20 protein-coding genes and 1 tRNA gene are annotated in these 23175 nt (G+C 70.6%); 6 read left to right on the top strand and 15 right to left on the bottom strand.

Going from position 1 to position 23175, the window contains the following annotated elements; genetic code table 11:
- Positions 1 to 95: 95 nt before the first annotated feature.
- Positions 96 to 347, bottom strand: a complete 252-nt coding sequence (locus tag OG472_RS13915) for an EF-hand domain-containing protein (protein WP_401601021.1) — start codon at positions 345 to 347, stop codon at positions 96 to 98.
- A 64-nt stretch (positions 348 to 411) separates the two neighbouring features.
- On the opposite strand from OG472_RS13915, the gene OG472_RS13910 reads away from it, so the two are divergent.
- Complete coding sequence (locus OG472_RS13910) at positions 412 to 867, top strand: MarR family transcriptional regulator (RefSeq protein WP_405941490.1); 456 nt, start codon at positions 412 to 414, stop codon at positions 865 to 867.
- 13 nt (positions 868 to 880) lie between these two features.
- Here the strand turns inward: OG472_RS13910 and OG472_RS13905 are convergent, their stop codons facing one another.
- The 3 genes from OG472_RS13905 to OG472_RS13895 all read right to left on the bottom strand — a co-directional run bounded on the left by OG472_RS13905 (position 881) and on the right by OG472_RS13895 (position 2373).
- Positions 881 to 1411, bottom strand: coding sequence for a GNAT family N-acetyltransferase (locus OG472_RS13905; RefSeq protein ID WP_405941489.1), 531 nt, complete (start codon positions 1409 to 1411; stop codon positions 881 to 883).
- Positions 1412 to 1445: 34 nt separating this feature from the next.
- Complete coding sequence (locus OG472_RS13900) at positions 1446 to 2189, bottom strand: transcriptional regulator (RefSeq protein WP_405829664.1); 744 nt, start codon at positions 2187 to 2189, stop codon at positions 1446 to 1448.
- A 109-nt stretch (positions 2190 to 2298) separates the two neighbouring features.
- A tRNA-Leu gene (locus OG472_RS13895) sits at positions 2299 to 2373 on the bottom strand.
- Between the two features lie 97 nt (positions 2374 to 2470).
- Between OG472_RS13895 and OG472_RS13890 the strand changes: the two genes are divergently transcribed.
- Entirely contained in the window at positions 2471 to 3124 is a 654-nt protein-coding gene (locus OG472_RS13890) for an ANTAR domain-containing response regulator (RefSeq protein WP_030008501.1), read from the top strand.
- Positions 3125 to 3195: 71 nt separating this feature from the next.
- On the opposite strand, the gene OG472_RS13885 is transcribed toward OG472_RS13890, so the two are convergent.
- The 8 genes from OG472_RS13885 to OG472_RS13850 all read right to left on the bottom strand — a co-directional run bounded on the left by OG472_RS13885 (position 3196) and on the right by OG472_RS13850 (position 12903).
- Positions 3196 to 3912 carry an ABC transporter ATP-binding protein gene (locus OG472_RS13885; protein ID WP_401601008.1) on the bottom strand — a complete coding sequence of 239 codons (717 nt, stop codon included), beginning with the start codon at positions 3910 to 3912 and terminating at the stop codon, positions 3196 to 3198.
- The gene (locus OG472_RS13880) at positions 3909 to 4961 is read right to left on the bottom strand and encodes an ABC transporter ATP-binding protein (RefSeq protein ID WP_405829662.1); all 1053 of its coding nucleotides are present in this window, start codon (positions 4959 to 4961) and stop codon (positions 3909 to 3911) included. The genes OG472_RS13885 and OG472_RS13880 overlap by 4 nt, the downstream gene beginning before the upstream one ends.
- Before the next feature lie 5 nt (positions 4962 to 4966).
- Positions 4967 to 6688: a branched-chain amino acid ABC transporter permease gene (locus OG472_RS13875; RefSeq protein ID WP_401602438.1), complete on the bottom strand. Its 1722-nt coding sequence runs from the start codon at positions 6686 to 6688 to the stop codon at positions 4967 to 4969.
- Positions 6689 to 6693: 5 nt separating this feature from the next.
- On the bottom strand, positions 6694 to 7626 hold the full coding sequence (locus OG472_RS13870; RefSeq protein ID WP_319724855.1) for a branched-chain amino acid ABC transporter permease: 933 nt from the start codon (positions 7624 to 7626) through the stop codon (positions 6694 to 6696).
- Between the two features lie 108 nt (positions 7627 to 7734).
- A complete protein-coding gene (locus tag OG472_RS13865; protein ID WP_401601001.1) occupies positions 7735 to 8967 on the bottom strand; it encodes a branched-chain amino acid ABC transporter substrate-binding protein in 1233 nt (410 codons plus the stop codon).
- A 542-nt stretch (positions 8968 to 9509) separates the two neighbouring features.
- On the bottom strand, positions 9510 to 9908 hold the full coding sequence (locus OG472_RS13860; protein WP_401600998.1) for a hypothetical protein: 399 nt from the start codon (positions 9906 to 9908) through the stop codon (positions 9510 to 9512).
- A 175-nt stretch (positions 9909 to 10083) separates the two neighbouring features.
- On the bottom strand, positions 10084 to 10578 hold the full coding sequence (locus OG472_RS13855; protein WP_383569074.1) for a PaaI family thioesterase: 495 nt from the start codon (positions 10576 to 10578) through the stop codon (positions 10084 to 10086).
- 54 nt (positions 10579 to 10632) lie between these two features.
- On the bottom strand, positions 10633 to 12903 hold the full coding sequence (locus OG472_RS13850; RefSeq protein ID WP_401600995.1) for an FdhF/YdeP family oxidoreductase: 2271 nt from the start codon (positions 12901 to 12903) through the stop codon (positions 10633 to 10635).
- A gap of 130 nt (positions 12904 to 13033) precedes the next feature.
- On the opposite strand from OG472_RS13850, the gene polA reads away from it, so the two are divergent.
- On the top strand, positions 13034 to 15754 hold the full coding sequence (polA, locus tag OG472_RS13845) for a DNA polymerase I (protein ID WP_405941488.1): 2721 nt from the start codon (positions 13034 to 13036) through the stop codon (positions 15752 to 15754).
- A 34-nt stretch (positions 15755 to 15788) separates the two neighbouring features.
- On the opposite strand, the gene OG472_RS13840 is transcribed toward polA, so the two are convergent.
- A complete protein-coding gene (locus OG472_RS13840; RefSeq protein WP_401600990.1) occupies positions 15789 to 16649 on the bottom strand; it encodes a DUF4184 family protein in 861 nt (286 codons plus the stop codon).
- Positions 16650 to 16845: 196 nt separating this feature from the next.
- On the opposite strand from OG472_RS13840, the gene OG472_RS13835 reads away from it, so the two are divergent.
- Positions 16846 to 18123, top strand: coding sequence for a lytic transglycosylase domain-containing protein (locus OG472_RS13835; protein WP_405941487.1), 1278 nt, complete (start codon positions 16846 to 16848; stop codon positions 18121 to 18123).
- Positions 18124 to 18205: 82 nt separating this feature from the next.
- Here the strand turns inward: OG472_RS13835 and OG472_RS13830 are convergent, their stop codons facing one another.
- Entirely contained in the window at positions 18206 to 19192 is a 987-nt protein-coding gene (locus OG472_RS13830) for a hypothetical protein (RefSeq protein WP_405829655.1), read from the bottom strand.
- A 225-nt stretch (positions 19193 to 19417) separates the two neighbouring features.
- On the opposite strand from OG472_RS13830, the gene OG472_RS13825 reads away from it, so the two are divergent.
- Together OG472_RS13825 and OG472_RS13820 are read left to right on the top strand one after the other, a co-directional pair.
- A complete protein-coding gene (locus OG472_RS13825; protein WP_106971437.1) occupies positions 19418 to 19558 on the top strand; it encodes an SPW_0924 family protein in 141 nt (46 codons plus the stop codon).
- Positions 19559 to 19572: 14 nt separating this feature from the next.
- Entirely contained in the window at positions 19573 to 20559 is a 987-nt protein-coding gene (locus OG472_RS13820; protein WP_405829653.1) for a DUF3068 domain-containing protein, read from the top strand.
- Here OG472_RS13820 and hrpB read toward each other — a convergent pair.
- Entirely contained in the window at positions 20549 to 23173 is a 2625-nt protein-coding gene (gene hrpB, locus OG472_RS13815; protein WP_405941486.1) for an ATP-dependent helicase HrpB, read from the bottom strand. The genes OG472_RS13820 and hrpB overlap by 11 nt on opposite strands.
- Positions 23174 to 23175: the final 2 nt, after the last annotated feature.

Here is a 23175-nt window from a genome sequence, read left to right as displayed (position 1 = left end):
GCCCGCCGCGGCAACCGCGGCCACCGCACCCCGCGCATGAGACGCACCGCGTCGGGCAGTTCCCACCGGCCCGACGCGGTCACCCGCACCCGGCACTACCAGCCGAAGCGCCGGTCGACCACAGCCGCGAACTCCTCGAAGGACAGCACCTCGTCCCCGTTCGCATCAGCCGCATCGAACAGCGCCGACGACGCATCCGCGTCCCCGAGGCCCCAAAACGGCAGATCCCCGCGCGCGGCCAGGGTCGGCCCCTTCGACCGCAGGGCCGAGATCACCTCCACCCGGGTCAGCTCACCGTCCGCGTTCAGATCGAGCGCGTCGAACAGCTTCCGGGCCTTGTCACTCATCACGGCGTCCCCACTTCGTTGTCGACCTTGACCTCAACCTAACCTGAGCTCATACGGTCATCACATGACGATCAAGGAATACCCCCAGGAACAGCTCGCCGCCCAGCCCATCGGCTACTGGACCCGCGCCGCGGCCGATCTGGTCATCGGCGGCCTCCGCGCCGCCCTCGCCGAGGAGAACCTCACCCAGCCCCACTGGTGGACCCTGGGCCACGTGGCCGGCGCCCCCGGGAAATGGACCCGCACCGCCCTCACCGCGAAGCTGGCACCCTTCGACGACCAGGACACCGACTTCGAAGCCGTCTACGCCGACCTCGCCGCCCGCGGCTGGATCACCGGGGCCGAAGACCGCCTCACCCTCACCGAAGCCGGCGAAGCGGGCCGCCTGCGCGCCCGCGACCGCAACGCCAAGGTCCACGCCCGCATGCGGGAGGGCATCGACGACGCCACGTACGCAGCCACCATCGACACCCTCCGCCTCGTGGTCGCCAACCTCGGCGGCAAAGGCGACCTCCCCTAGACCGGTGGGTCCGTCAGCCGACGCGGCGGGCCAGCACCTGACCCGGCCAGTCCCCGTCCAGGAAACGCGCGGTCGGCGTGAAGCCGTTGCGCTCGTAGAACGCGACCAGCTCGCCCCCGCCGCCCGCCCAGCAGTCCACCCGCAACAACTCCACACCCGCTCGCCGGGTCTCCTCGGCGGCATGGGCGAGCAGCGCCGCCCCGATCCCCAGCCCCGCGTGCCGCCGGTCGGAGACGAGCAGCCGGACGTACCGCTCGGGCTCGCCGGCCGGCGCGATCGGCATCTGCGGGCTCGGCCCGGAGTCCAGCACCAGGGCCCCGACCGGCACCCCGTCCAACTCCGCGACGTAGGGCACGTTCTCGGTCGTGTACCGCTCGACCCGCGCCGGTCCGCCGGGCCGCTGCGAATACGGGGTCGTGCCCCACTGCTCGGTATTGCCGCGGGAGTTCATCCACGCCACCGCGGAGTCGAGCATCCCGAGCATGTCCACGGCGTCGTCGGGGCCGCCCGGCCTGATGCGTATGTCATGTGTCGTGTCGTTCACGCGGTCAGCCTAAGCAGGGCGGGACCGCGAAGGCTCAGTGCTTGGGCCCGATGTGGGCGTCCATGAGCGCCACGGACTCCCGTCGGGCGATGGACACGTTCAGCGGGTCGCTGCCGCGTGCGAGGATCGTCCACTGGACGCCGACCTTGGCGAGCGTGTCCGTGCACAGCTTCCGGATGTCGTCCGACCTGTTGGTGAAGAAGTACCTCGGGTACTCGTAGCGCTTGCCGTTGCGGACGGTCCAGTTGGTGATCCGGCACCCGTCCGAGTGGATCAGCCCCCGGATGAACTCCCAGGGATGGTCGTCGACGATCTCCTGCTGCCAGTCCTCCAAGGCGATGCGGCGATCATGCTTGCGGCCGGGTCCGTGCTGCGGGAACAGGCAGGTCCAGTGCCGACCGTAGCTGGTCACGTTGACGCAGCCCTGGCGCTGCAGGACGTAGACCTTGTCGGACGGGCGGACCGCCAGGATCGCTGCCCTGCACTGTTCGATGAGAGCGGGCCAGGCGTCCGCGCAGGCAACGCGGAGATAGTAACCGCCCTTGGGGTGAGAACTGATGCAGCCGTCGCCAAGGTAGAGGCCGAGGAGATATGCGTACGCTGCCGGGTCGCCGGGCCCCGAGCATGGTGTCTGTTCCACACGGGGGAGCGGTTCGATGCGAACCTGCCATGCGCGGATGGCTGCCCGGGATATCCCCGTTTCCTTACTGACCGAGTTCATGCTGCGGCCGTCACCAAGAAGGGCTAGCGCATGCCGTCGAGTTGCCAGATCGTACATGCGAACGACAGTGGAGAAAATTCCCTGCCGGTGGGTCCGTATTGCAGCACATTCCCCCGAAAGGGGGAGGCTCATTCAATGGGACGTGACCTTGGAATTCAAGGAAAGGTGCCCCAGGTGGGATTCGAACCCACACTGTCCGCTGTTTGAGAGCGGCCTCTCTGACCAGTTGGAGTACTGGGGCCTAAGAAACGAAGGATTCCGGGAACCCTGCGTGACACCACCTTACAGGAGCTGGGTAGGCTCGGGGGAGCTGTTATGCCCCGCAAAGAGGAGCCCCCGTGACCGCCGAGCACGAGTCGACGCCCACGCCCGACGCCGACCAGTCGCACGTTCCGCCGCTGACGACCCGCGTCGTCATCGCCGAGGACGAGGCGCTCATCCGCCTGGACCTGAAAGAGATGCTGGAGGAGGAGGGCTACTCCGTCGTCGGCGAGGCCGGGGACGGGCAGACGGCCGTCGAGCTCGCGCGCGAGCACCGGCCCGACCTCGTCATCCTCGACGTGAAGATGCCCGTCCTGGACGGGATCTCCGCCGCCGAGAAGATCGCGGAGGAGTCCATCGCCCCCGTGCTCATGCTCACCGCGTTCTCGCAGCGCGACCTCGTCGAGCGGGCCCGGGACGCCGGGGCCATGGCGTACCTCGTGAAGCCGTTCAGCAAGAGCGACGTGGTGCCGGCCATCGAGATGGCCGTCTCCCGCTTCGCCGAGCTGCGCGCGCTGGAGCAGGAGGTCGCGGACCTCTCCCAGCGGCTGGAGACTCGCAAGCTCGTGGACCGGGCGAAGAGCATCCTGCAGACGCAGTACGGGCTCACGGAGCCGGCCGCGTTCCGCTGGATCCAGAAGTCCTCCATGGACCGCCGGATGTCCATGCAGCAGGTCGCCGAGGTGGTCATCGAGGACGCCGAGGCGAAGAAGAAGGAGAGCGGGAAGTAGTTCCCGTCCCGGAACATGCGTGAGGCCCGCCTCCCCCCGAGGGGAGGCGGGCCTCACGCGTTCAGGACGGCTCAGTCCTCGCCGAGGTAGGCCTTGCGGACGTCCTCGTTGTGGAGGAGGTCCCGGCCGGTGCCGGAGAGAACGACCTTGCCGATCTCCATGACGTGCGCCTGGTCGGCGAGCGAGAGCGCCGCCTGGGCGTTCTGCTCGACGAGCAGGATCGTCATGCCGGAGGCCTTGAGCTCCTTGATGGTCGCCATGATCTTCTGCATCATCAGCGGGGAGAGGCCCATGGAGGGCTCGTCCAGCATGAGCAGCTTGGGCTGGGACATGAGCGCGCGGCCCATGGCGAGCATCTGCTGCTCACCGCCCGAGAGGGTGCCGGCGGCCTGCTTGCGGCGTTCGCCCAGGATGGGGAACATCTCGTAGGCGCGCTGGACGTCCTTCTCGATGCCTTCCTTGTCGGTGCGCAGGAAGGCGCCGAGCTGGAGGTTCTCGGCGATCGTCAGCCGGGGGAAGATGTGCCGTCCCTCGGGGGAGTGGGCGAGGCCCAGGGAGACGATCTTGTGGGCGGGGACGGCGGCCAGGGGCTGGCCGTCGAAGGTGATGGTGCCGCTCTTGGGCTTGATGAGCCCGGAGAGGGTGCGCAGGGTGGTCGTCTTGCCGGCGCCGTTGGTGCCGACGAGGCAGACGATTTCGCCTTCGTTGACCTCGAAGGAGATTCCCTTGACGGCTTCGATCTTGCCGTAGGCGACCTTGAGGTCCTCGACCTTGAGCAGTGCGGTCACTTGGCCTCTCCTTCCGTGCTGGTGGTGCTGGTGGTGCTGGTGGTGCTGTCCGCGTCGGCGTCGGCGTCGGCGTCGGCCGGAGCGTCGGCGTCCGCCTCAGGCTCGGCGTCGGCGTCCGCGTCGGCCTCGGGCGCGGCGTCCGCGTCGGCCTCGACCTCGGTGGCAACCTCGGTCTCTGCGTCGGCGGAGGTGGCCGCCGCCGCGGCTTCCGCCGCCACGACCTCGGCGTCCTCGGCGGCGCCCGGGTCGCCCTCGAAGGGCTCGCCCAGGTAGGCGGCGATGACGCGCTCGTCGCCCTGGACCTCGGCCGCGGTGCCCTCGATGAGCTTCTCGCCCTGGACGAGGCAGGCGACGCGGTCGCAGAGGTTGAAGATGAAGCGCATGTCGTGCTCGATGACGAGGACGGCGATGCCCATGTCGCGGATGGCGAAGATGAGTTCTTCGGCAGCGCGGGTTTCCTGCGGGTTCATGCCGGCGGTGGGCTCGTCCAGGAGGATGAGGCCCGGGTCGCTGGCGAGGGCACGGGCGATCTCCAGCTTGCGCTGCTCGCCGTAGGGGAGGTTCTTGGCCAGGTGCTGGGCCTTGTTCTCCAGCCCGATGAACTCCAGGAGTTCCATGGCGCGCGCTTCGCTGGCGGCTTCGGCCTTCTTGAAGCCGGGGCCGCGCAGCAGGGCGGACCAGAGGCCTTCCTTCGTGCGGGTGTGGCGTCCGACGAGGACGTTCTCCAGCACGGTCATGTTGTGGAAGAGCCGGATGTTCTGGAAGGTGCGGGCGATGCCGGCCTCGGTGACCTTGTGGGGCTTGGGAGGCAGGACGGTGCCCTTGTAGCTGACGGATCCCTCGGTGGGGACGTACAGCCCGGTGAGGCAGTTGAAGAAGGTCGTCTTGCCGGCGCCGTTGGGGCCGATGAGTCCGACGATCTCGCCCGAGTTGACCTGGAGGTCGACGCCCTTGACGGCGGTGAGGCCGCCGAAGCGCATGGTGACGCCCTTGGCTTCGAGAACCGTGGTCTTGGTGGTGGTGTCCGTGGTGGTCGCGGTGTTCGTCATGGCCGTTATGCCCCCGCCTTGGCGGTGGCCAGGTCCGTGGGGGCCTGGTCAGCGGTGTCGTCGTGGAACTCGAGCTGCGCGCGCTTGTTGGCGATGAGGCCTTCGGGGCGGAAGCGCATGAGCAGGATGAGGGCGATGCCGAAGGCGAGGAGCTGGTAGTCCTGGAGGAAGGCCAGCTTCGCCGGGATCAGGAAGAGCAGTGCGGCGCCGAGGATGGGGCCGCGGATGGTGCCCATGCCGCCGAGGATGACGGCCGCGAGGAGGAACGCGGAGTTCGGCGGGACGGGCCCGGCGAAGACGTAGTTCTCGGGGACGACCGTGCTGTTGACGTGTGCCTGGACGGTGCCGGCGAGGCCGGCGAGGGTGGCTCCGAGGGCGAAGGCGATGAGCTTGACCTTGAAGCCGTTGATGCCCATGGCTTCGGCGGCGGTCTCGTCCTCGCGGATGGCGACCCAGGCGCGGCCGATGCGGCTGCTGCCGGCACGGGCGAAGACCAGGACGACCAGGGCCATGACGAGCAGCATCAGGAAGTAGTAGTTGGCGTAGGCACCGAGGGTGATGCCGCCGACTACGTGGGACTCCCCGAAGTTCCACCCGAAGATCTCGAGGTGGGGGATGTTGGGGATGCCGTTCGGGCCGTTGGTGATGTCCGGGCCGGACGTGCCGTCGAGGTTGCCCATGGCGATGCGGAAGATTTCTCCGAAGCCGAGGGTGACGATGGCGAGGTAGTCGCCGCGCAGACGCAGGGTCGGGGCACCGATGACCACGCCGAAGATGAGCGAGGCGAGGGCGCCGACGATGACCGCTGCCCAGAAGGGCAGGTGGATGCCGAAGGCGGAGGCGGTGCTTCCGGAGACCAGGGCCGCGGCGTAGGCGCCGACGCCGAGGAAGGCGACGTAGCCGAGGTCGAGGAGGCCGGCGAGGCCGACGACGACGTTGAGGCCGAGGGCGACGGTCGCGAAGATCAGGATGTTGACCGCGATCAGCGTGTAGGTGTCGCCGCTCTGCTGGATGAACGGGAAGGCGATCGCCGCGGCCGCGCTGCCGATGAGGGTGACCTGGCGGTGCTTGGCGGTGATGCCGCCGAGGCGGGCGAAGAGGCCGGCCTTGTTCAGCGCGAGGGCGACGAAGCCGACGGTGATCAGGTAGGCGACGAAGAGCTGCGGTTCCTTGTCATCGGTGTCGATACCGAAGGTGATGACGAAGAGGCCGATGGCGAAGACGCCGGTGATGATGAGGATTTCGGCCCAGGAGGGCAGCTGCTTGGCGGGGGCCGCCTTGCGGGTGTCGTCCGGGAGCTTGTTCGCTGCGAGGACCGGGATGACCGAGCCGACGAGGGCGACGTACGCACCGGGTTCGAGGTTGATCACTCCGCCGAGGACGACGGTGATGGAGAGAACCGTGAACCAGGTGGCGGCGAGGCTGCCGAGGGCCAGGAACCAGATGGCCTTGCGGGTGCCGGCGGGGGCGAGCCAGCCGAGGCCCTTGACGCCGAGCGCGGAGAGCGCGTAGGCGAGGGTGAGGGCGGCTCCGGCGAGGGTGACGTACTGGAGGCCGGCAGGGCTGCCGTAGTAGGTCAGGTCGCCGGGGAACTCGGCGGTCCACGTCCACGCGAGGAAGGCGCTGACGATGGTGAGGAGGCTGCCGCCGATGACCGCGTACAGGAGCGTGGTGGGCGCGGGGCCCTGCTTCACCGTGTCGGTCTGCGGGGTGGTGTTGGTGGTCATGGTTCTCACGCCCGATCCGCGACGCGCTCACCGAGCAGGCCTTGTGGCCGCACGAGGAGGACGACGATGAGGAGTACGAAGGCCCAGACGTTGGACCAGGCGCCACCGCCGAGCTGCGACATGCCGGGGATCTCTTCGATGTAGGCGATCGAGAGGGCTTCGGCGAGTCCGAGGACGACGCCGCCGACCATGGCTCCGTAGATGTTGCCGATACCGCCGAGGACTGCTGCGGTGAAGGCCTTGAGGCCGAGGATGAAGCCCATCTCGAAGTTGATCTGGCCCTTGTCGAGGCCGTAGGCGACGGCGGCGACGGCGGCGAACGCGGCACCGATGGCGAAGGCCATGACGATGATGCGGTCGGTGTTGATGCCCATCAGCTTCGCGGTGTCCGGGTCCTGCGCGGTGGCCTGCATGGCGCGGCCGCTGCGGCTCTTCTGGACGAAGATGCCGAGGGCGAGCATGCAGAGCGGGGCGAGGATGAGGACGAAGAGGTCCGCGCGCTGGATCGCCAGGCTGTCGGTGATCTTGAAGGCGGCGCCCTTGAACTCAGGGAAGCTGACGGCCTTCTTGGCGTCCGGGTAGAACTGCCAGACGAGCTGCTGGAGCGCGATCGAGAGGCCGATTGCGGTGATGAGGGGTGCGAGCCGGGGGGCGCTGCGCAGTGGGCGGTAGGCGAAGCGTTCGGCTGCGCAGGCCACGGCGACGGAGGTGGCAGCACCTCCGACGATCATGACGGGTATCGCGATCAGCAGGGAGGTGCCGGTCGGGAGGATGGCGTAGGCGCTGAGCGCGCCGAAGCCGCCGATCATGAAGATCTCGCCGTGGGCGAAGTTGATGAGCTGGACGATGCCGTAGACCATGGTGTACCCGATGGCGATGAGACCATAGAGAGCACCGAGGGCCAGGCCGTTGGCCAGCTGTTGCGGCAGTTCGTGCACCGCAGGGCCTCCGATGAGCGTGTCGGATAAGACTCCGCGCGAGGGCGCTGTTTGCGCCCTCGCGCGGCGTTGGTTCAGGTGGTGCGGGTGGTGCTGGGGACTACGGGCTTACTGGTTGAAGGTGTCGCTCTTGACGTCGACCCACTTGCCGCCCTCGACCTTGTAGACGGTGAGCTGCTTGTTGGTGGTGTCGCCGTACTCGTCGAAGGCGACCTTGCCGGTCACGCCTTCGAAGGAGACCTTGCCGAGCGCCTCGACGACCTTGGCGCGGGCGTCGGTGGGCAGCTTGCCGCTGTTGGCGGCGACGGCGGCCTTGACGGCCTGGATGACGGCCCAGCCGGCGTCGTAGGAGTAGCCACCGTAGGCGGCGTACGGGTCCTTGTAACCCTCGGCCTTGTAGTCCTCGATGAACTTCTTGGCGGTGTCCAGCTTCTCGACCGGGTAGCCGATCGAGGTGGCGAGGTCGCCCTCGTTGGCCTCACCGGAGGCGCTGATGAAGGCCGGGTCCTGGATGCCGTCGCCGCCCATGAGGGGGACGTTGGCGCCGGTCTTCTTGATCTGGTCGGCGAGCAGGCCGCCCTCGGGGTACTGGCCGCCGAAGTAGACGGAGTCGGCGCCGGAGGTCTTGACCTTGTCGGCGGTGGAGGAGAAGTCGGTCTCCTTCACGGTGACGTGGTCGGTACCGACGACCTCGCCGCCGAGCTTCTTGAACTCGTCGGCGAAGATCGCGGCGAGGCCGGCGCCGTAGGTCTGCTTGTCGTCGACGATGAAGACCTTCTTCTTGCCGGCGTCCTTGAAGAGGTACTGGGCGGCGAACTTGCCCTGGACCACGTCGGTGGCGGCGGTGCGGAAGTAGGTCTTGAAGCCGCGCTTGAACTCGCCCTTGCCCCAGTTGTCGCCCTGGCTGAGCGCGGGGTTGGTGTTGGCGGGCGAGACCTGCGCCAGGTTGGCGGAGTTGAAGACGCCCTGCATCTGCTGGGCGACGCCGGAGTTCAGCGGGCCGACGACGCCGAGGACGTCCTTGTTGCCGACGAGCTTGGTGGCGTTGGCCTGACCGGAGGCGGGGACCGCCTGGTCGTCGAGGGCCTCGACCTTGAACTCGATCCCGGGGACCTCGTTGTTCTTGTTGGCCGTCTTGGCCGCGAGGTCGACGGAGTTCTTGATGCCCTGGCCGAGCGCGGAGAGCGAGCCGGTGAGCGGGGCATCCACGCCGATGACCACGACGGTCTTCTTGCCGCCGCCGTTGTCCTTGGAGTCTCCGTCGCGCGATCCGCAAGCGGTGAGGGTCAGTGCTCCCGTGGTGATCACGGTGGTGAGGACGAGCAAAGAACGGTGTCGCACGATTCTTCCTTTCCCTGGCGCGGCGCTCTCATTCGAGGTGCCGTTAGGTCGCCGGGCCGCACTGGGAGGTCCACGGCCGTGCTGATTCGCGCTCTGTGGCGCGGTGACTGGCCGTGACTCTAGGCCCGAGGTGACGAGCACCGGGAGGCGGGAAAGGAGGATGTGACGCTCTTGTTATGCCAAGGCCAAGAATGTGTGGCGAGAGTGTGGACAGAACGGACATTTCGTGACGCTGAATAGTGTCCGCATCTTGAGAAATACCTGTTCCCCTAAGGGGCTTGAGGCCTTCATGCACCTGTCTTAGATCAAATTCAGCCGAATGTGGCGGTGCGTGTCCGAAAGAATCCTCCGGGTGGCGATTCTCGGAGGAAAAGACGGATTGCGTACGGCATGTTAATTACTCAGAGTAATGTTGCGCGTGATGCACCCCCGCCGCATGGATCTTGTCCAGGTCGGCGGCATGGCCTCCGACCTGCGGTTCGTCCGTAGAAGGGGATCTGCCCGGAAGCCGGACAGTGCGCTCGGGAATGCGGTGACCCGGGTCACGTCGGGGGTCGCCAGTTCTCCGAGCTGCCGGTCGCGCCGTCCTGCTCGGCGCAGCGCCGGGCCACGAAGCGGTCGATCAGCTCAAGTGCCTTGCGCTGTCCGCCAGTTCGCTCTTCCGCGCGGCCGGCGGCGACCGCGTCCTCGTGGATCGCGTACTGCTCGTTCGACAGGCCCTTCTGCTCCCAGTCGAGGCCGGACCATTTGGTGCCCAGGAGGGTCTCCTTCGCCCAGTACGACACGAGACTCGTGCACACCTGTACGGGCGAGGAGGGGCCGGCGGAAGGGGTCTCCGGAGCCGCCGCCGGCGGTGGCGCGGAGGAGGAGCATCCGGACAGGGCGAGCGCCGCGAGGAGGATGTGGGCGGCGTACCGGGCCGTGCGTGGCATGGTCCCCATGAGGGGAAGGTAGGCGCGTCACCATCGGTGACACAACAGATGTCACCGCGAAGTGTGCGGAGTGGCGGATTCCGGGCGGTTGGCGGGCGGGGCCCGGTCCGATAAACGGCGCAGGCCCGGATCCGCCGCCGGTGCGGGGCGGGATCCGGGCCTGTCGGCGGGTGTACGCGGCCGCTCAGGCCCCTGCGGGGGCCTCGGCGGCGGCCCCGGCCGACTGGTCGACCTCGCGCAGCAGGCAGGTCAGGCGGGCGGTGCAGATCCGCTTGTCCTGCTCGTCGGTGATGACGATCTCGAAGGTGGTGGTCGAGCGGCCGCGGTGCACGGGGGTGGCGACGCCGGTGACGATGCCGGTGCGGGCGCCCCGGTGGTGGGTGCAGTTCAGGTCCACGCCGACGGCGATCTTGGTGATGCCGCCGTGCATCATCGCGCCGATCGAGCCGAGGGTTTCGGCCAGCACGGCGGAGGCCCCGCCGTGCAGCAGCCCGTACGGCTGGGTGTTGCCCTTGACGGGCATGGTGCCGACGACGCGGTCGGCCGAGGCCTCCAGGATGCGGATGTCCATCCGCTCGCCGAGGTCTCCCGCCGAGAACAGTGCGGGGAGGTCGATGCCCAGGGCCGCGTACTCGTCGAGTACCTCCTGCGGGAACTTCACTGCGTGCTGCTCGCCCATGGTCAGGCTCCGTTCGTCAACGCTCGTTAACCTTCTTGTCCTGAGGTCGTTCTATCAGGCCGGTTCGAAACGCACGACGACGGACTTGCTCGCCGGGGTATTGCTGGTGTCGGCGGTGGAGTCCAGCGGGACCAGCACGTTGGTCTCGGGGTAGTACGCGGCCGCGCAGCCGCGGGCCGTCGGGTAGTGCACGACGCGGAAGCCGGGCGCGCGCCGCTCCACGCCGTCCTTCCACTCGCTCACCAGATCGGTGTACGAGCCGTCGGCCAGGCCCAGCTCGGCCGCGTCCTCGGGATTGACCATGACCACGCGCCGGCCGCCGGTGATGCCGCGGTAGCGGTCGTCGAGGCCGTAGATCGTGGTGTTGTACTGGTCGTGGCTGCGCAGGGTCTGCAGGAGCAGCCGTCCCTGCGGAACCGTGGGGTACTCCACGGGCGCGGCGGTGAAATTGGCCTTGCCGGTGGTGGTGGGGAAGCGGCGCTCGTCGCGCGGGGCGTGCGGCAGCTGGAAGCCGCCGGGGCGGGCCACCCTGGCGTTGAAGTCCTCGAAGCCGGGGACGACGCGGGAGATCCGGTCGCGGATCGTGGCGTAGTCCCGCTCGAACTCCTCCCACGGGGTGGCCGAGGCGGCGCCGAGGACCGCGCGGGCCATGCGGGCCACGATCGCGGGCTCGGAGAGCAGGTGCGGGGAGGCGGGGGCGAGGTTGCCGCGGGAGGTGTGGACCATGCCCATGGAGTCCTCGACCGTGACGACCTGCTTGCCGGCGGCCTGCACGTCCTTGTCGGTGCGGCCGAGGGTGGGCAGGATCAGGGCGCGCCGGCCGGTGACCGCGTGGGAGCGGTTCAGCTTGGTGGACACGTGCACGGTCAGGGCGGTGCGGCGGATCGCGGCCTCGGTGACCTCGGTGTCGGGGGTGGCGCCGACGAAGTTGCCGCCCATGGCGAAGAGGACCTTGGCCCTGCCGTCGCGCATCGCCTGGATGGAGCGGACCACGTCGAAGCCGTGCCCGCGCGGCGAGGTGATGCCGAATTCCCTGTCGAGGGCGTCGAGGAAGGCGGGCGCGGGCCGTTCGAAGATCCCCATGGTGCGGTCGCCCTGCACGTTGGAGTGGCCGCGGACCGGGCAGACGCCGGCGCCGGGCCGCCCGATGTTGCCGCGCAGCAGGAGGAGGTTGACGACCTCGCGGATCGTGGCGACGGCGTGCTTGTGCTGGGTGAGGCCCATGGCCCAGCAGACGATGGTGCGCTCCGAGGCCAGGATCATGGCCAGCGCCTGCTCGATCTCCGGCCGGGTCAGGCCGGTCGCGGTGAGGGTCTCGTCCCAGTCGGCTTCCTTCGCGGCGGCCGCGAGTTCCTCGTAGCCGTGGGTGTGCTCGCGGATGAAGGCCTCGTCGGTGGCGCCCTCGGTCTCGATGACGAGCTTGTTGAGGAGGCGGAACAGGGCCTGGTCGCCGCCGATGCGGATCTGCAGGAAGAGGTCGTTGAGGGCGGTGCCCTTGAGCATGCCGAGGGGGGTCTGCGGGTTCTTGAACCGCTCCATGCCGGCCTCGGGCAGCGGATTCACCGAGATGATCTTCGCGCCGGAGGACTTGGCCTTCTCCAGGGCCGAGAGCATGCGCGGGTGGTTGGTGCCGGGGTTCTGCCCGGCGACGATGATCAGGTCGGCTTGGTGCAGGTCCTCGAGGGAGACGCTGCCCTTGCCGATGCCGATGGTCTCGTTCAGCGCGGAGCCCGAGGACTCGTGGCACATGTTGGAGCAGTCGGGCAGGTTGTTCGTGCCGAATTCGCGGGCGAAGAGCTGGAAGAGGAACGCGGCCTCGTTGCTGGTGCGGCCCGAGGTGTAGAAGAGGGCCTCGTCGGGGGAGGCGAGGGCGGTCAGCTCCTCGGCGATGACCGCGAAGGCCCGCTCCCAGCTGATCGCCTCGTACCGGTCGCCGCCCTCCGGCAGATACATGGGGTGCGTGATCCGGCCCTGCTGCCCCAGCCAGTAGCCGGAGCGGGTGGCCAGGTCGGCCAGCGGGTGCGCGGCGAAGAACTCGGGCGTGACCCGGCGCAGGGTGGCCTCCTCCGCGACGGCCTTGGCGCCGTTCTCGCAGAACTCGGCGGTGTGCCGCTTGTCGCCCTCGGGCCAGGCGCAGCCCGGGCAGTCGAAGCCGTCCTTCTGGTTGACCTTGAGCAGGGTGCGGGCGGTGCGGGCCACGCCCATCTGCTGCTGGGCGATCCTCAGGGTGTGCCCGATGGCGGGCAGCCCCGCGGCCGCGTGTTTGGGGGGCGCGACCTGCGGAGCATCCTGTACCGGATCACCTGCGGGCGGCTTGGTGGCCATGACGCTCCCCTTTGAACAGTCCTGTCGTATACACCGATCCTGTCACGCTCCGCCGACATCGCCGACGGCGGCTTTGCCCCTCCTTGCCGGCCGTCCGGTTTTGTCGGTGGGGGCGCCTAGGATCGGGGGCGTGGCAGAGACAGCATCGAAGAAGACCGACCAGACGACCGCAGCGGACCGCCCCCGCCTGATGCTCATGGACGGGCACTCCCTGGCGTACAGGGCGTTCTTCGCGCTGCCCGCGGAGAACTTCACGACGGCGACCGGCCAGCCGACCAACGCCATCTACGGCTTCGCGTCCATGCTGGCGAACACGCTGCGCGACGAGGCGCCCACGCACTTCGCGGTGGCGTTCGACGTCTCGCGCAAGACGTGGCGCTCGACGGAGTTCCCCGAGTACAAGGCGAACCGCTCCAAGACCCCCGACGAGTTCAAGGGGCAGGTCGAGCTGATCGGCGAGCTGCTCGACACGATGCACGTGCCGCGCTTCGCCGTCGACGGCTTCGAGGCCGACGACGTGATCGCGACGCTGGCGACGCAGGCGGAGGCCCTCGGCTTCGACGTGCTGATCGTCACCGGCGACCGGGACTCCTTCCAGCTGGTGTCCGAGCACACCACCGTGCTCTACCCGACCAAGGGAGTCTCCGAGCTCACCCGGTTCACGCCGGAGAAGGTCGAGGAGAAGTACGGGCTCACCCCGCAGCAGTATCCGGACTTCGCGGCCCTGCGCGGCGACCCGTCCGACAACCTGCCGGGCATCCCGGGCGTCGGCGAGAAGACCGCGGCCAAGTGGATCACCCAGTTCGGGTCGTTCGCGGAGCTCGTGGAGCGCGCCGACGAGGTCAAGGGCAAGGCCGGGCAGAACTTCCGGGACCACCTGGAGGCCGTCAAGCTCAACCGGGTCCTGACCGAGATGGTCAAGGACGTGGAGCTGCCCAAGACCCCCGCCGACCTGGTGCGCGTCGCGTACGACCGGAGCGCCATGCTCGGCGTGCTGGACGTGCTGGAGATCCGCAACGCCTCGCTGCGCGAGCGGCTGCTCGCCGTGGACCCGGGCTCGGCCGAGGAGGAGGCCCCGGCTCCGGCGGCCGGCGTGGAGCTGGACGCCTCCGTACTGGGCACGGGCGAGCTGGCGCCGTGGCTGGAGGCCCACGCGGGCGGACCGCTGGGCATCGCGACCGTCGACAGCTGGGCGCTGGGCGCCGGCCGGATCACCGAGGTCGCGCTGGCCGCGGCGGGCGGGGCGGCCGCCTGGTTCGAGCCGCTGTCCCTGGACGAGGCCGACGAGCTGGCCTTCCGTGCCTGGGCCTCGGACGAGGCCCGCCCCAAGGTCGTGCACAACGCGAAGGCGCTGTGGCGGGTCTTCCCCGAGCACGGCTGGTCGCTGGCCGGCGTGGCCATGGACACCGCCCTCGCCGCGTACCTGGTCAAGCCGGGCCGCCGCTCCTTCGGCCTGGACGTCCTGTCCATGGAGTACCTGCACCGCGAGCTGGCGCCCGCCGCCGCCGACGGCCAGCTGGCCTTCGGCGCCGACGACACGGCCGAGGCCGAGGCACTGATGGCGCAGGCCCGCGCGGTCCTCGACCTGGGCGACGCCTTCACCGACAAGCTCTCCGAGGTGGGTGCGGCCGAGCTGCTGCACGACATGGAGCTGCCCACCTCCGAGCTCCTCGCCCGGATGGAGCGGTCCGGCATCGCCGCCGACCGGGACCACCTGGAGGCGATGGAGCAGCAGTTCGCCGGCGCCGTGCAGCAGGCGGTGAAGGAGGCGCACGCGGCGGTCGGCCACGAGTTCAACCTCGGCTCGCCCAAGCAGCTCCAGGAGGTCTTCTTCGGCGAGCTGGACCTGCCGAAGACGAAGAAGACCAAGACCGGGTACACCACGGACGCGGACGCGCTGGCCTGGCTGGCCACGCAGACCGACCACGAACTGCCCGTGATCATGCTCCGCCACCGGGAGCAGGCCAAGCTGCGCGTCACCGTCGAGGGCCTGGTCAAGACCATCGCCGCCGACGGCCGGGTGCACACCAGCTTCAGCCAGACCGTCGCCGCGACCGGCCGGCTGTCCTCCACCGACCCCAACCTGCAGAACGTGCCGGTGCGCACCGACGAGGGCCGGGCCATCCGCCGCGGCTTCGTCGTCGGCGAGGGCTTCGAATCCCTCATGACGGCCGACTACAGCCAGATCGAGCTGCGCGTCATGGCCCACCTCTCCGAGGACGAGGGCCTGATCGAGGCCTTCGCGACGGGCGAGGACCTGCACACCACCGTCGCCTCCCAGGTGTTCGGCGTGGAGCGGTCCCAGGTCGACGCCGAGATGCGACGCAAGATCAAGGCCATGTCGTACGGCCTCGCCTACGGGCTCTCCGCCTTCGGTCTCGCCCAGCAGCTGAACATCGAGCCCGCCGAGGCGCGCGGCCTGATGGAGACCTTCTTCGAGCGCTTCGGCGGGGTCCGCGACTACCTGCAGCGCGTCGTGGACGAGGCCCGGGCCACCGGATACACGGCGACGGTCTTCGGCCGCCGCCGCTACCTGCCCGACCTCAACAGCGACAACCGCCAGCGCCGCGAGGCCGCCGAGCGGATGGCGCTCAACGCCCCGATCCAGGGCACGGCCGCCGACATCGTCAAGGTCGCGATGCTGCGCGTGGACAAGGCGATCGTCGAAGCCGGCCTGCAGTCGCGGATGCTGCTCCAGGTCCACGACGAAATCGTGCTGGAGATCGCCCCGGGCGAGCGGAAGCAGGTCGAGGAGCTGGTGCGGCGCGAGATGGGCGCCGCCGTCGAGCTCCGGGCCGCGCTGGACGTGTCCGTGGGCGTCGGCCCGGACTGGGAGTCCGCCGCGCACTGAGGCCCCGTACGGCCAGGGCAGCGCCCGTCCCCGCTCAGGCGGTGGGGACGGGCGTCCGCGTTTCCTCGTCCGCGGGGCGCCCGGTGCGGTCGCGGCGGTGCCGCAGCCGCACGAGGACCCCGTAGCCCAGCAGCGCCACGGTCAGTCCGGCGCCCGCGCCGAAGCAGACGGTCGGGATGATGTCGAGCGGCGTACGGATCCGGTCGTAGAAGTCGAAGAAGCGGAACACACGCCGGGTCACCCCGGCCGCCACGCACACCACGAGCAGGGCGAGCGCACCCCAGAGCTCCGCGCGGGAGAGCACCGGCACGGACGCGGGGGCCGGGAGCGCGGGAAGCCGGCGCAGGGCGGTCGCCGTGAACCAGAGCAGGGCACATGCGGCGACGGCCGAAGTGCCGTACTGGAGGAAGGAGTAGCCCGGCAGGCCGTAGGCGAGCGGCTCGGCGAGATCGGGCAGCGCGTTCGTGCCCCAGCGGTCGTGGTGCGTGAAGCTGTCCCACGCCACGTGGGTCAGGGACCCGAGGGCCGCCGAGACGTAGAACCAGCCGACGAGCGCGGCCGGCCGGGGACGATCGCGCCATGCCTCGCCCCGCAGGAAGGCGTGCACCCTGCCCTGCAGACCGCGCGGCAGGAGCGCGATCAGCGGCTCGCGCAGCAGAAGCCAGAACCCCACCAGCACGGCGGTCAGCAGGGCGTCCAGCGTGAGGATGCCCGGCAGCGAGTGCGTGAAGGCCCCGTACGCCAGGACGCCCTCGACGATCGCGTCAGTGAAGTAGAAGGTGTCCGGCGCGAACGACCCGAGGACCAGGGCCGAGGCGACGAGGTGGCCGCGCGCACGCCCGGTCCGGCGGATGGCCGGAAGTACGGCGGCCGCATGGCTGAGAGTGAACGGCATGGCACCTCTCCTGGACGGACTCGTGGAAGTCCCCGTGGCTGTTCCTTACTTCGGGCCAATGCTCCCGAAGGGTCCCGACAGTATGCGTGACCTGCGCACGGACGTGGCGATGTGGTGAATTCCGGCCCGCTGTCCGTGCCCATTGCAGCGAGTTGACGTATGGTCACGCGGACGTCGAGGGGGAGGGGTCCGGCTCATGTCGGCTCGAATAATCGGACGCAGGCTGCGCAAGGGGGCGGCAGCCGCCCTGGTCTCCGCGCTGGTGGCCGCGGCGCTGACCGCTTCGCAGGGGCCGGCGGGCGCCGGGGAGGACCGGACGGCCGCGATCGGCGAAGGCGAGCCGGCCCTCCCGGCGCAGGCGAGCGGCGGCGACTCCGCCTACTTCACCGAACTCCCGCCGCTGGCCCGCCCGGAGCCACCGGCCGTGGTGCTGCCGGACGAGGCGCAGACCACGCAGCCGCAGCCGCAGGCTCCGGAGACGACGGCGGTGCCGGTGCTCGCCGGAACCGGACCGGCCGAAGGGGCGCAGGGCATACCGGCGAGCGTGCTCGCGGCCTACCTGCGGGCGGAGAAGACGGTGGGACAGAGCGACCCCGGATGCGGACTGCGCTGGCAACTCCTCGCGGCGATCGGGAAGGTGGAGTCCGGTCAGGCGCGCGGCGGCCAGGTCGACGCGGCCGGGACCACCCTGCGGCCGATCCTGGGGCCGGTGCTCGACGGCAAGGGCTTCGCGAACATCCCGGACACGGACGGCGGGGCCTACGACGGGGACGCCCGGTACGACCGGGCGGTCGGGCCGATGCAGTTCATCCCCTCCACGTGGGCGGCATGGGGCCAGGACGCGGACGGCGACGGCCGGCGCAACCCGAACAACGTGCACGACGCGGCCCTCGCGGCCGGACGGTACCTGTGTGCGGGCACCCGGGACCTGCGGACGGACGCGGACCTGGACCGGGCGGTGCTCTCCTACAACCGCTCCTCGGAGTACCTGCGGACGGTCCGGTCCTGGTTCGCGTACTACCTGAAGGGGACGCACGAGATCCCGGACCGGCCCGGTACGGGATCGGGCACGCCCACGACGCCGCCCCCGAGCCCCACCCCGAAGCCGAAGCCGAAGCCGAAGCCGACCCCCACTCCGACGCCGGACCCGAAGCCCACGCCGTCCCCGACGCCCACTCCGACCCCGGACCCGAAGCCCACCCCGACACCCACGCCGGACCCGAAGCCGACCCCGACGCCTACGCCGTCCCCGACGCCCACGCCCACGCCCACGCCGACCCCTACGCCCACGCCGACCCCTACGCCGACCCCTACGCCCACGCCGGACCCGAAGCCCTCGCCGACCCCGACGCCCACCCCCATGCCGACTTCGACGTCCAGCCCGACGCCTAGCTCCTCACGCACGCCGAAGCCCACCGCGTCTCCGGCATCCACTCCGGAGGTGCCCCGGTCGACCCCGGGGCAGCACACCTAGTGCTGTGACCGGGAAGGTTCACCGGGTCGCAGCACAGGCCGCGCCTTGCGGATCAAGCCGGGCTTGCGGATCGAGCCCGGGGTCAGTTCGTGCAGCCGGGGATCGACCCGACGGGCCGGCAGTTGTTGGGCGTGTTCTCGAAGATCCGGCTCCTGACGAGGGTCAGGGCGGTGCCGGCGGAGGTTCCTTGCCAGACGCCGCCGCCGTTGAGCGCGATGTTGCGCCGCACCTTTGTGTCCGTCAGCGTGGTGGTGCCGTCATTGGTGATACCGCCACCCGTTTGGCCCGCGCGGTTGTCTGCGATGGTCGTCGAGGAGATGTCCAGCGGAGAGCGGTCGTTGTAGATTCCGCCGCCCTGCTGGTAGGCGCGGTTGCCCCCGATGTGCGAGTTCTTGATGGTCATGGAGACCCCGGCGGTGAAGAGGCCGCCCCCCAGCTCCGTGGCCTGGTTCCGCACCACTTTGGTCTTCTGCAGCAGGGTGGTGCTTCCCGGCCCGTTGTAGATGGCACCGCCCCGCTGGGCTGCACTGTCCCGCACGACACTGTCGTACATCTCAAGGGTGCTGCTCTGGTTCACGTAGATGGCGCCCCCCTGGTTCGCCGTGCTGTTGGTCACGGTGCTGTGCTTGAGGATGAGCGTCCCTCCGTCCGTGGGCAGGTAGGTGCCGGCGTAGTCGAGATAGCCGCCGCCGGTCGCGGTGACGCCCTCGACGGTCAGGCGCCCGCCGGGGCCGTCGATCTGCGCGATGCGGAAGCCCTCGGTCGCGTCGGGATCCCGTCGGATGGTGGTCTTGTTCCCCAGCAGCGTGACGGTGCCCGAGATCAGGGGCAGGGCGTTGGGGCCGAGACCGCCGGTCGACGCGGGAGTGAGGACGTTGTAGACGCATTTGGGTGCGAGCCGGATCGTGTGCGGTCCGGTGTTGTTGTTCGCGGCGATGATCGCGTTGTTGAGGGCGGTGACGTCGCACGGAATGGCCGCCAGGGAGGTCGCGCCCGCGGTGCTGCCGAGGCTGAGTGCGGCCACGAACGGCAGAGCCAGGGCCACGGTCATGAACCGACGTCTGCGCATCACTTCTCCGATCGCTATATGTAATCGTGTGATTACATTCTGTTGGCGATGAGTGTTCCATGGGGTGGGCGTCCCGCCGTGCGCAACGCGGGGGCGGCGTGCCGGCGGGCACCGAGGCCCCCCGGGCGGCCCAGTGGTGATCCGCCGCTCGAACGGTTCTCATCTCGCCCCCGCGTTGCTACGGTGCCCCATCTCTGACGCCTCATCAGATTTCGGAGCCCCGGCATGCGCGCATTCGTCGCCGCCGTCATCGGCCTCGCGGCCGCGCTGGCCCTCGTGTTCGCCATCACGGCGTTCGGGGTGCCCGAAGGCGAGACCTCACCCAAGCCCCTGCTCACCACCGCGCCCCCCGCGCCCGGAAAGTAGAGGAGGGCCCGGCCTTGCGACGCAGAGCGAGCCTTGTCCTGCTGGCCCTAGCCGTGTTCTGCGCAGCCCTCGCGCCGCTGCTGCGCTGGTACGCGTACCCCCGCCTCGCCAAGATCCCGCCGAGCCAGTACCAGGAGATGGTCCTGGAGGCGAAGGACGCGACCCTCCTCGACTACACCGGCGGCATGCAGCCCAAGAAGGTCGACAAGGTCACGATCGTCCAGACGCTCAAGGGGAACGTGGAGGCGTCGAAGGAGATCGAATCGAGCGCGGGCAAGGACGTCGTCGTCTGGGACACGCTGTCCTACATCATCGGCCCCGACGGGAAGATGGTCTCCCAGATCCCCGAGCGCTACATCTTCGACGCCCACACCCAGGACCCGGTGCACGCCACCGGGGAGATGGTCGACGGGGACGCCGTCAAGCGCGAGGGCATCGAGTTCAAGTGGCCGTTCTTCACCGAGCCGCGCGACTACCTGTACTTCGACGCGCAGACCCGGACCTCCTCGCCGATCCACTACGTCGGACCGCGCACCTTCAAGGGCATGGACGTCTACTACTTCGAGCAGACGATCCCCTGGACCAAGGTCGCCATGCCGAAGAAGATGCCGATCGAGGGCATCGACCCGTCGACGATCGAGGCCGCCACCGGAACCACCCTCTGGTACACCGCCAAGGTGAGGTTCTGGGTCGACCCGGTGACCGGGGCGCCGGTCAACGCCGAGCAGGACATCCAGCAGGAGATGCGGGGCGGCATCGCGGCGGGCGGCCCCGACGGCAAGCTCACCGCCTTCGCCGGGCACGTGACGATGCGCGAGGACTACTCCGACTACACCGTCGACCTGGTCAAGTCGAACCGTACGAAGGTCCTCGCACTGCACACCTACGCGCCCATCGGCCTGGCCGGCGGCGGGCTCGCGCTGCTGGGGCTGGCGCTGTGGCTGGAGGCCCGCGGACGCCGGGTGCGGGAGGAAGAGGAAGAGGAAGGGCTCAGCGTCTGAGCCGGGCGTTCGTGTGGCGGGTGGGCTCGGCGGTCGCCGGGTCCTCCGGCCAGGGGTGCTTGGGGTAGCGGCCGCGCAGCTCGGCACGGACGGCGCGGTAGCCGCCCCGCCAGAAGGAGGCGAGGTCGGCGGTGACGGCGGCGGGCCGTCCGGCGGGCGACAGCAGGTGCACCAGCACCGGCACACCGGCCACCTTCGGGGTCTCGGCCAGCCCGAACAGCTCCTGGAGCTTCACCGCGAGCACCGGCTGCCCGTGCTCGGCGGAGTAGTCCAGCCGGATCCGGGATCCGCTGGGCACCTCCAGCCGTTCCGGAGCCAGCTCGTCCAGCCGGGCGGCCTCACCGGTGGCCCACGGCAGCAGCCGGTTCAGCGCCTGCCCGGGGTCGATGCGCCCCAGGTCCGCCCGGCGCCGGGCCCGCGACAGCTCGGGCTCCAGCCAGTCGTCGGCCCGGTCCAGCAGGGCGCCGTCCTCTACTACGTCGGGCCACGCACCGCCGAGCGTGCGGTGCAGGAAGCCCAGCCGGGCCCGAAGGGTCTGCGCGTCCGGGGACCAGCGCAGCAGGCCGAGGCCCTCGGAGCGGAGCCCGTCGAGCAGGGCGGCCCGTACGAGCGCCGGGTCCGGGCTGCGCAGCGGGCGCACGGCCAGCTCGATCGCCCCGAGCCGCTGCGCTGCGCGGGCGATCAGGTCCCCGTCCTCCCAGCGCACCTCTTCGCCCTCGGTCCGCAGGTGGGCGGCGGCGGCCAGGGCGGTGTCCTCGTCGATGACCGCGGCCAGCCGGATCCGGGCGGAGGCCGAGTGCGGGGGCCTGTCGGCGACGGCGACCGCCAGCCAGGGCGCGCGGCGCAGGCCCGAGCCGTCGCCGAGCTCGGCCCCGGTGCCGGAGGCCATCAGGAAGGCCCCTTCCCCCTTGGCCTTCGCGACCCGCTCGGGGAACGCCAGGGCGGCGACGAGCCCGGCAGCGCCGTCGTCGGGCGCAGCGCCGCTGCCGGGGCTCCGCCCCGCACCCCGCTCCTCAAGCGCCGGAGGGGCTGAAGAAACAGCCTCGCCGGCGTTTGAGGCGCGGGGGTCCGGGGGCGGAGCCCCCGAAGGCCCCGCAGGGTCCCGCACGGCGCGTTCCAGGCGGCTGACCTCCGTGCGCCAGCGGGCCGCGTAGGCGTCGCCGCCCCGCCTGGCCTGCCGCCAGGCACCGGCCAGGTCGTCCCCGTACTCGCGCGGCGGCTCCTCGCTGAGCAGGGCCACCAGCTCCGCCGCCCGCCGGGCACCGAGCGCGGCCGAGCCGTCCAGCAGGGCGCGGGCCAGCCGCGGGTGCAGCCCGAGCCGGGCCATGCGCAGGCCGCGCGGGGTCGGCCGACCGGCCCCGTACACCGCGCCGACGGCCACCAGCACCTCCCGCGCCGCGGCCATCGCCCCGGCGGGCGGCGGGTCCGGCAGCGCCAGGCCGGACGCGTCCGGGTCGCCCCAGCACGCCGCCTGCAACGCGAACTGCGTCAGGTCGGCGATGCGTATCTCCGGCGACGGGAACGCGGGCAGGCGGCCGTCCTCCGCCTCGGCCCAGCAGCGGTACACCGCGCCCGGCGCCTCGCGTCCGGCCCGGCCCGCCCGCTGCCGCCCGGCCGCGCGGGAGGCCCGTACGGTCGCCAGCGCGCCCAGCCCCCGGGCGTGGTCCACCCGGGGCTCGCGGGCCAGCCCCGAGTCCACCACCACCCGTACTCCGGGAACGGTCAGGCTCGACTCCGCCACCGCGGTGGAAAGGATCACCCGGCGGTGGTCCGAGGCCGTCAGTGCCGCGTCCTGCACGGCAGCCGGGGCCCGGCCGTGGACCTGCAGCACCTCCGCGTCCACGCCGCCCAGCTGCCCGGCGACGCGGGCGATCTCGCCGACGCCGGGCAGGAAGCACAGGACGTCGCCCTCCCGCTCCGCGAGGGCCCGCCGCACCACCGAGGCCACGTGCGTCAGCTGCGCCGGATCCACCCGCATCCCGTGCGGGGGCCGCACCGGCCGGGCCGGCGGGGCCCAGACGGTCTCCACCGGGTACGAGACTCCCGAGGCCTCCACCACCGGCGCGTCGCCGGGACCGCCGCGGCCGAGTACGCGCGCCCAGCCGGCAGCGTCGGTCGTCGCGGAAGCCGCCACGAGCCGGAGCTCCGGCCGCAGTGTCTCCCGTACGTCGAGGAGGAAGGCGGCGACCGTGTCGGCGTCCAGGTGCCGCTCGTGGCACTCGTCCAGGACCACCACGTCCACGCCGGCCAGTTCCTGGTCGCGCTGGAGCCGCTGGAGCAGCACCCCGGTGGTGACCACCTCCACCACCGTGCCGGGACCCGCCACCCGCTCCCCGCGCACCGTGAAGCCGACGGAGCCGCCGACGGCCTCGCCCAGCAGCCAGGCCATGCGCCGGGCCGCGGCACGGGCGGCGATCCGCCGTGGCTCGGCGACCACGACCCGGCGCCGGGGCCCGCCGCCCACCAGCCCCGCCAGCACCAGCGGCACCAGCGTGGTCTTGCCGGTGCCGGGCGGGGCACAGAGCACCGCGGCGCCGTGGCCGTCCAGCGCGGAGACCAGCGCGGGCACGGCCCCTCTTACGGGGAGGGCGTCGAGGGCGGCCTGGCGGATCAAGG

It is taken from the genome of Streptomyces sp. NBC_00207 (assembly GCF_045160965.1).
GTDB lineage: Bacteria > Actinomycetota > Actinomycetes > Streptomycetales > Streptomycetaceae > Streptomyces.
The sequence above is the reverse complement of the archived record's forward strand: the minus strand, read 5'-3'. Positions and strand labels throughout refer to the sequence as shown.

What these genes read in the sequence shown, in the direction of transcription:
- OG472_RS13915 (WP_401601021.1), bottom strand. Translation starts at nt 347, where the DNA reads ATGAGTGACAAGGCCCGGAAGCTGTTCGACGCGCTCGATCTGAACGCG.
- OG472_RS13910 (WP_405941490.1), top strand. Translation starts at nt 412, where the DNA reads ATGACGATCAAGGAATACCCCCAGGAACAGCTCGCCGCCCAGCCCATC.
- OG472_RS13900 (WP_405829664.1), bottom strand. Translation starts at nt 2,189, where the DNA reads ATGTACGATCTGGCAACTCGACGGCATGCGCTAGCCCTTCTTGGTGAC.
- OG472_RS13880 (WP_405829662.1), bottom strand. Translation starts at nt 4,961, where the DNA reads ATGACGAACACCGCGACCACCACGGACACCACCACCAAGACCACGGTT.
- OG472_RS13875 (WP_401602438.1), bottom strand. Translation starts at nt 6,688, where the DNA reads ATGACCACCAACACCACCCCGCAGACCGACACGGTGAAGCAGGGCCCC.
- OG472_RS13860 (WP_401600998.1), bottom strand. Translation starts at nt 9,908, where the DNA reads ATGGGGACCATGCCACGCACGGCCCGGTACGCCGCCCACATCCTCCTC.
- OG472_RS13855 (WP_383569074.1), bottom strand. Translation starts at nt 10,578, where the DNA reads ATGGGCGAGCAGCACGCAGTGAAGTTCCCGCAGGAGGTACTCGACGAG.
- OG472_RS13850 (WP_401600995.1), bottom strand. Translation starts at nt 12,903, where the DNA reads ATGGCCACCAAGCCGCCCGCAGGTGATCCGGTACAGGATGCTCCGCAG.
- OG472_RS13840 (WP_401600990.1), bottom strand. Translation starts at nt 16,649, where the DNA reads ATGCCGTTCACTCTCAGCCATGCGGCCGCCGTACTTCCGGCCATCCGC.
- OG472_RS13835 (WP_405941487.1), top strand. Translation starts at nt 16,846, where the DNA reads ATGTCGGCTCGAATAATCGGACGCAGGCTGCGCAAGGGGGCGGCAGCC.
- OG472_RS13830 (WP_405829655.1), bottom strand. Translation starts at nt 19,192, where the DNA reads ATGCGCAGACGTCGGTTCATGACCGTGGCCCTGGCTCTGCCGTTCGTG.
- OG472_RS13825 (WP_106971437.1), top strand. Translation starts at nt 19,418, where the DNA reads ATGCGCGCATTCGTCGCCGCCGTCATCGGCCTCGCGGCCGCGCTGGCC.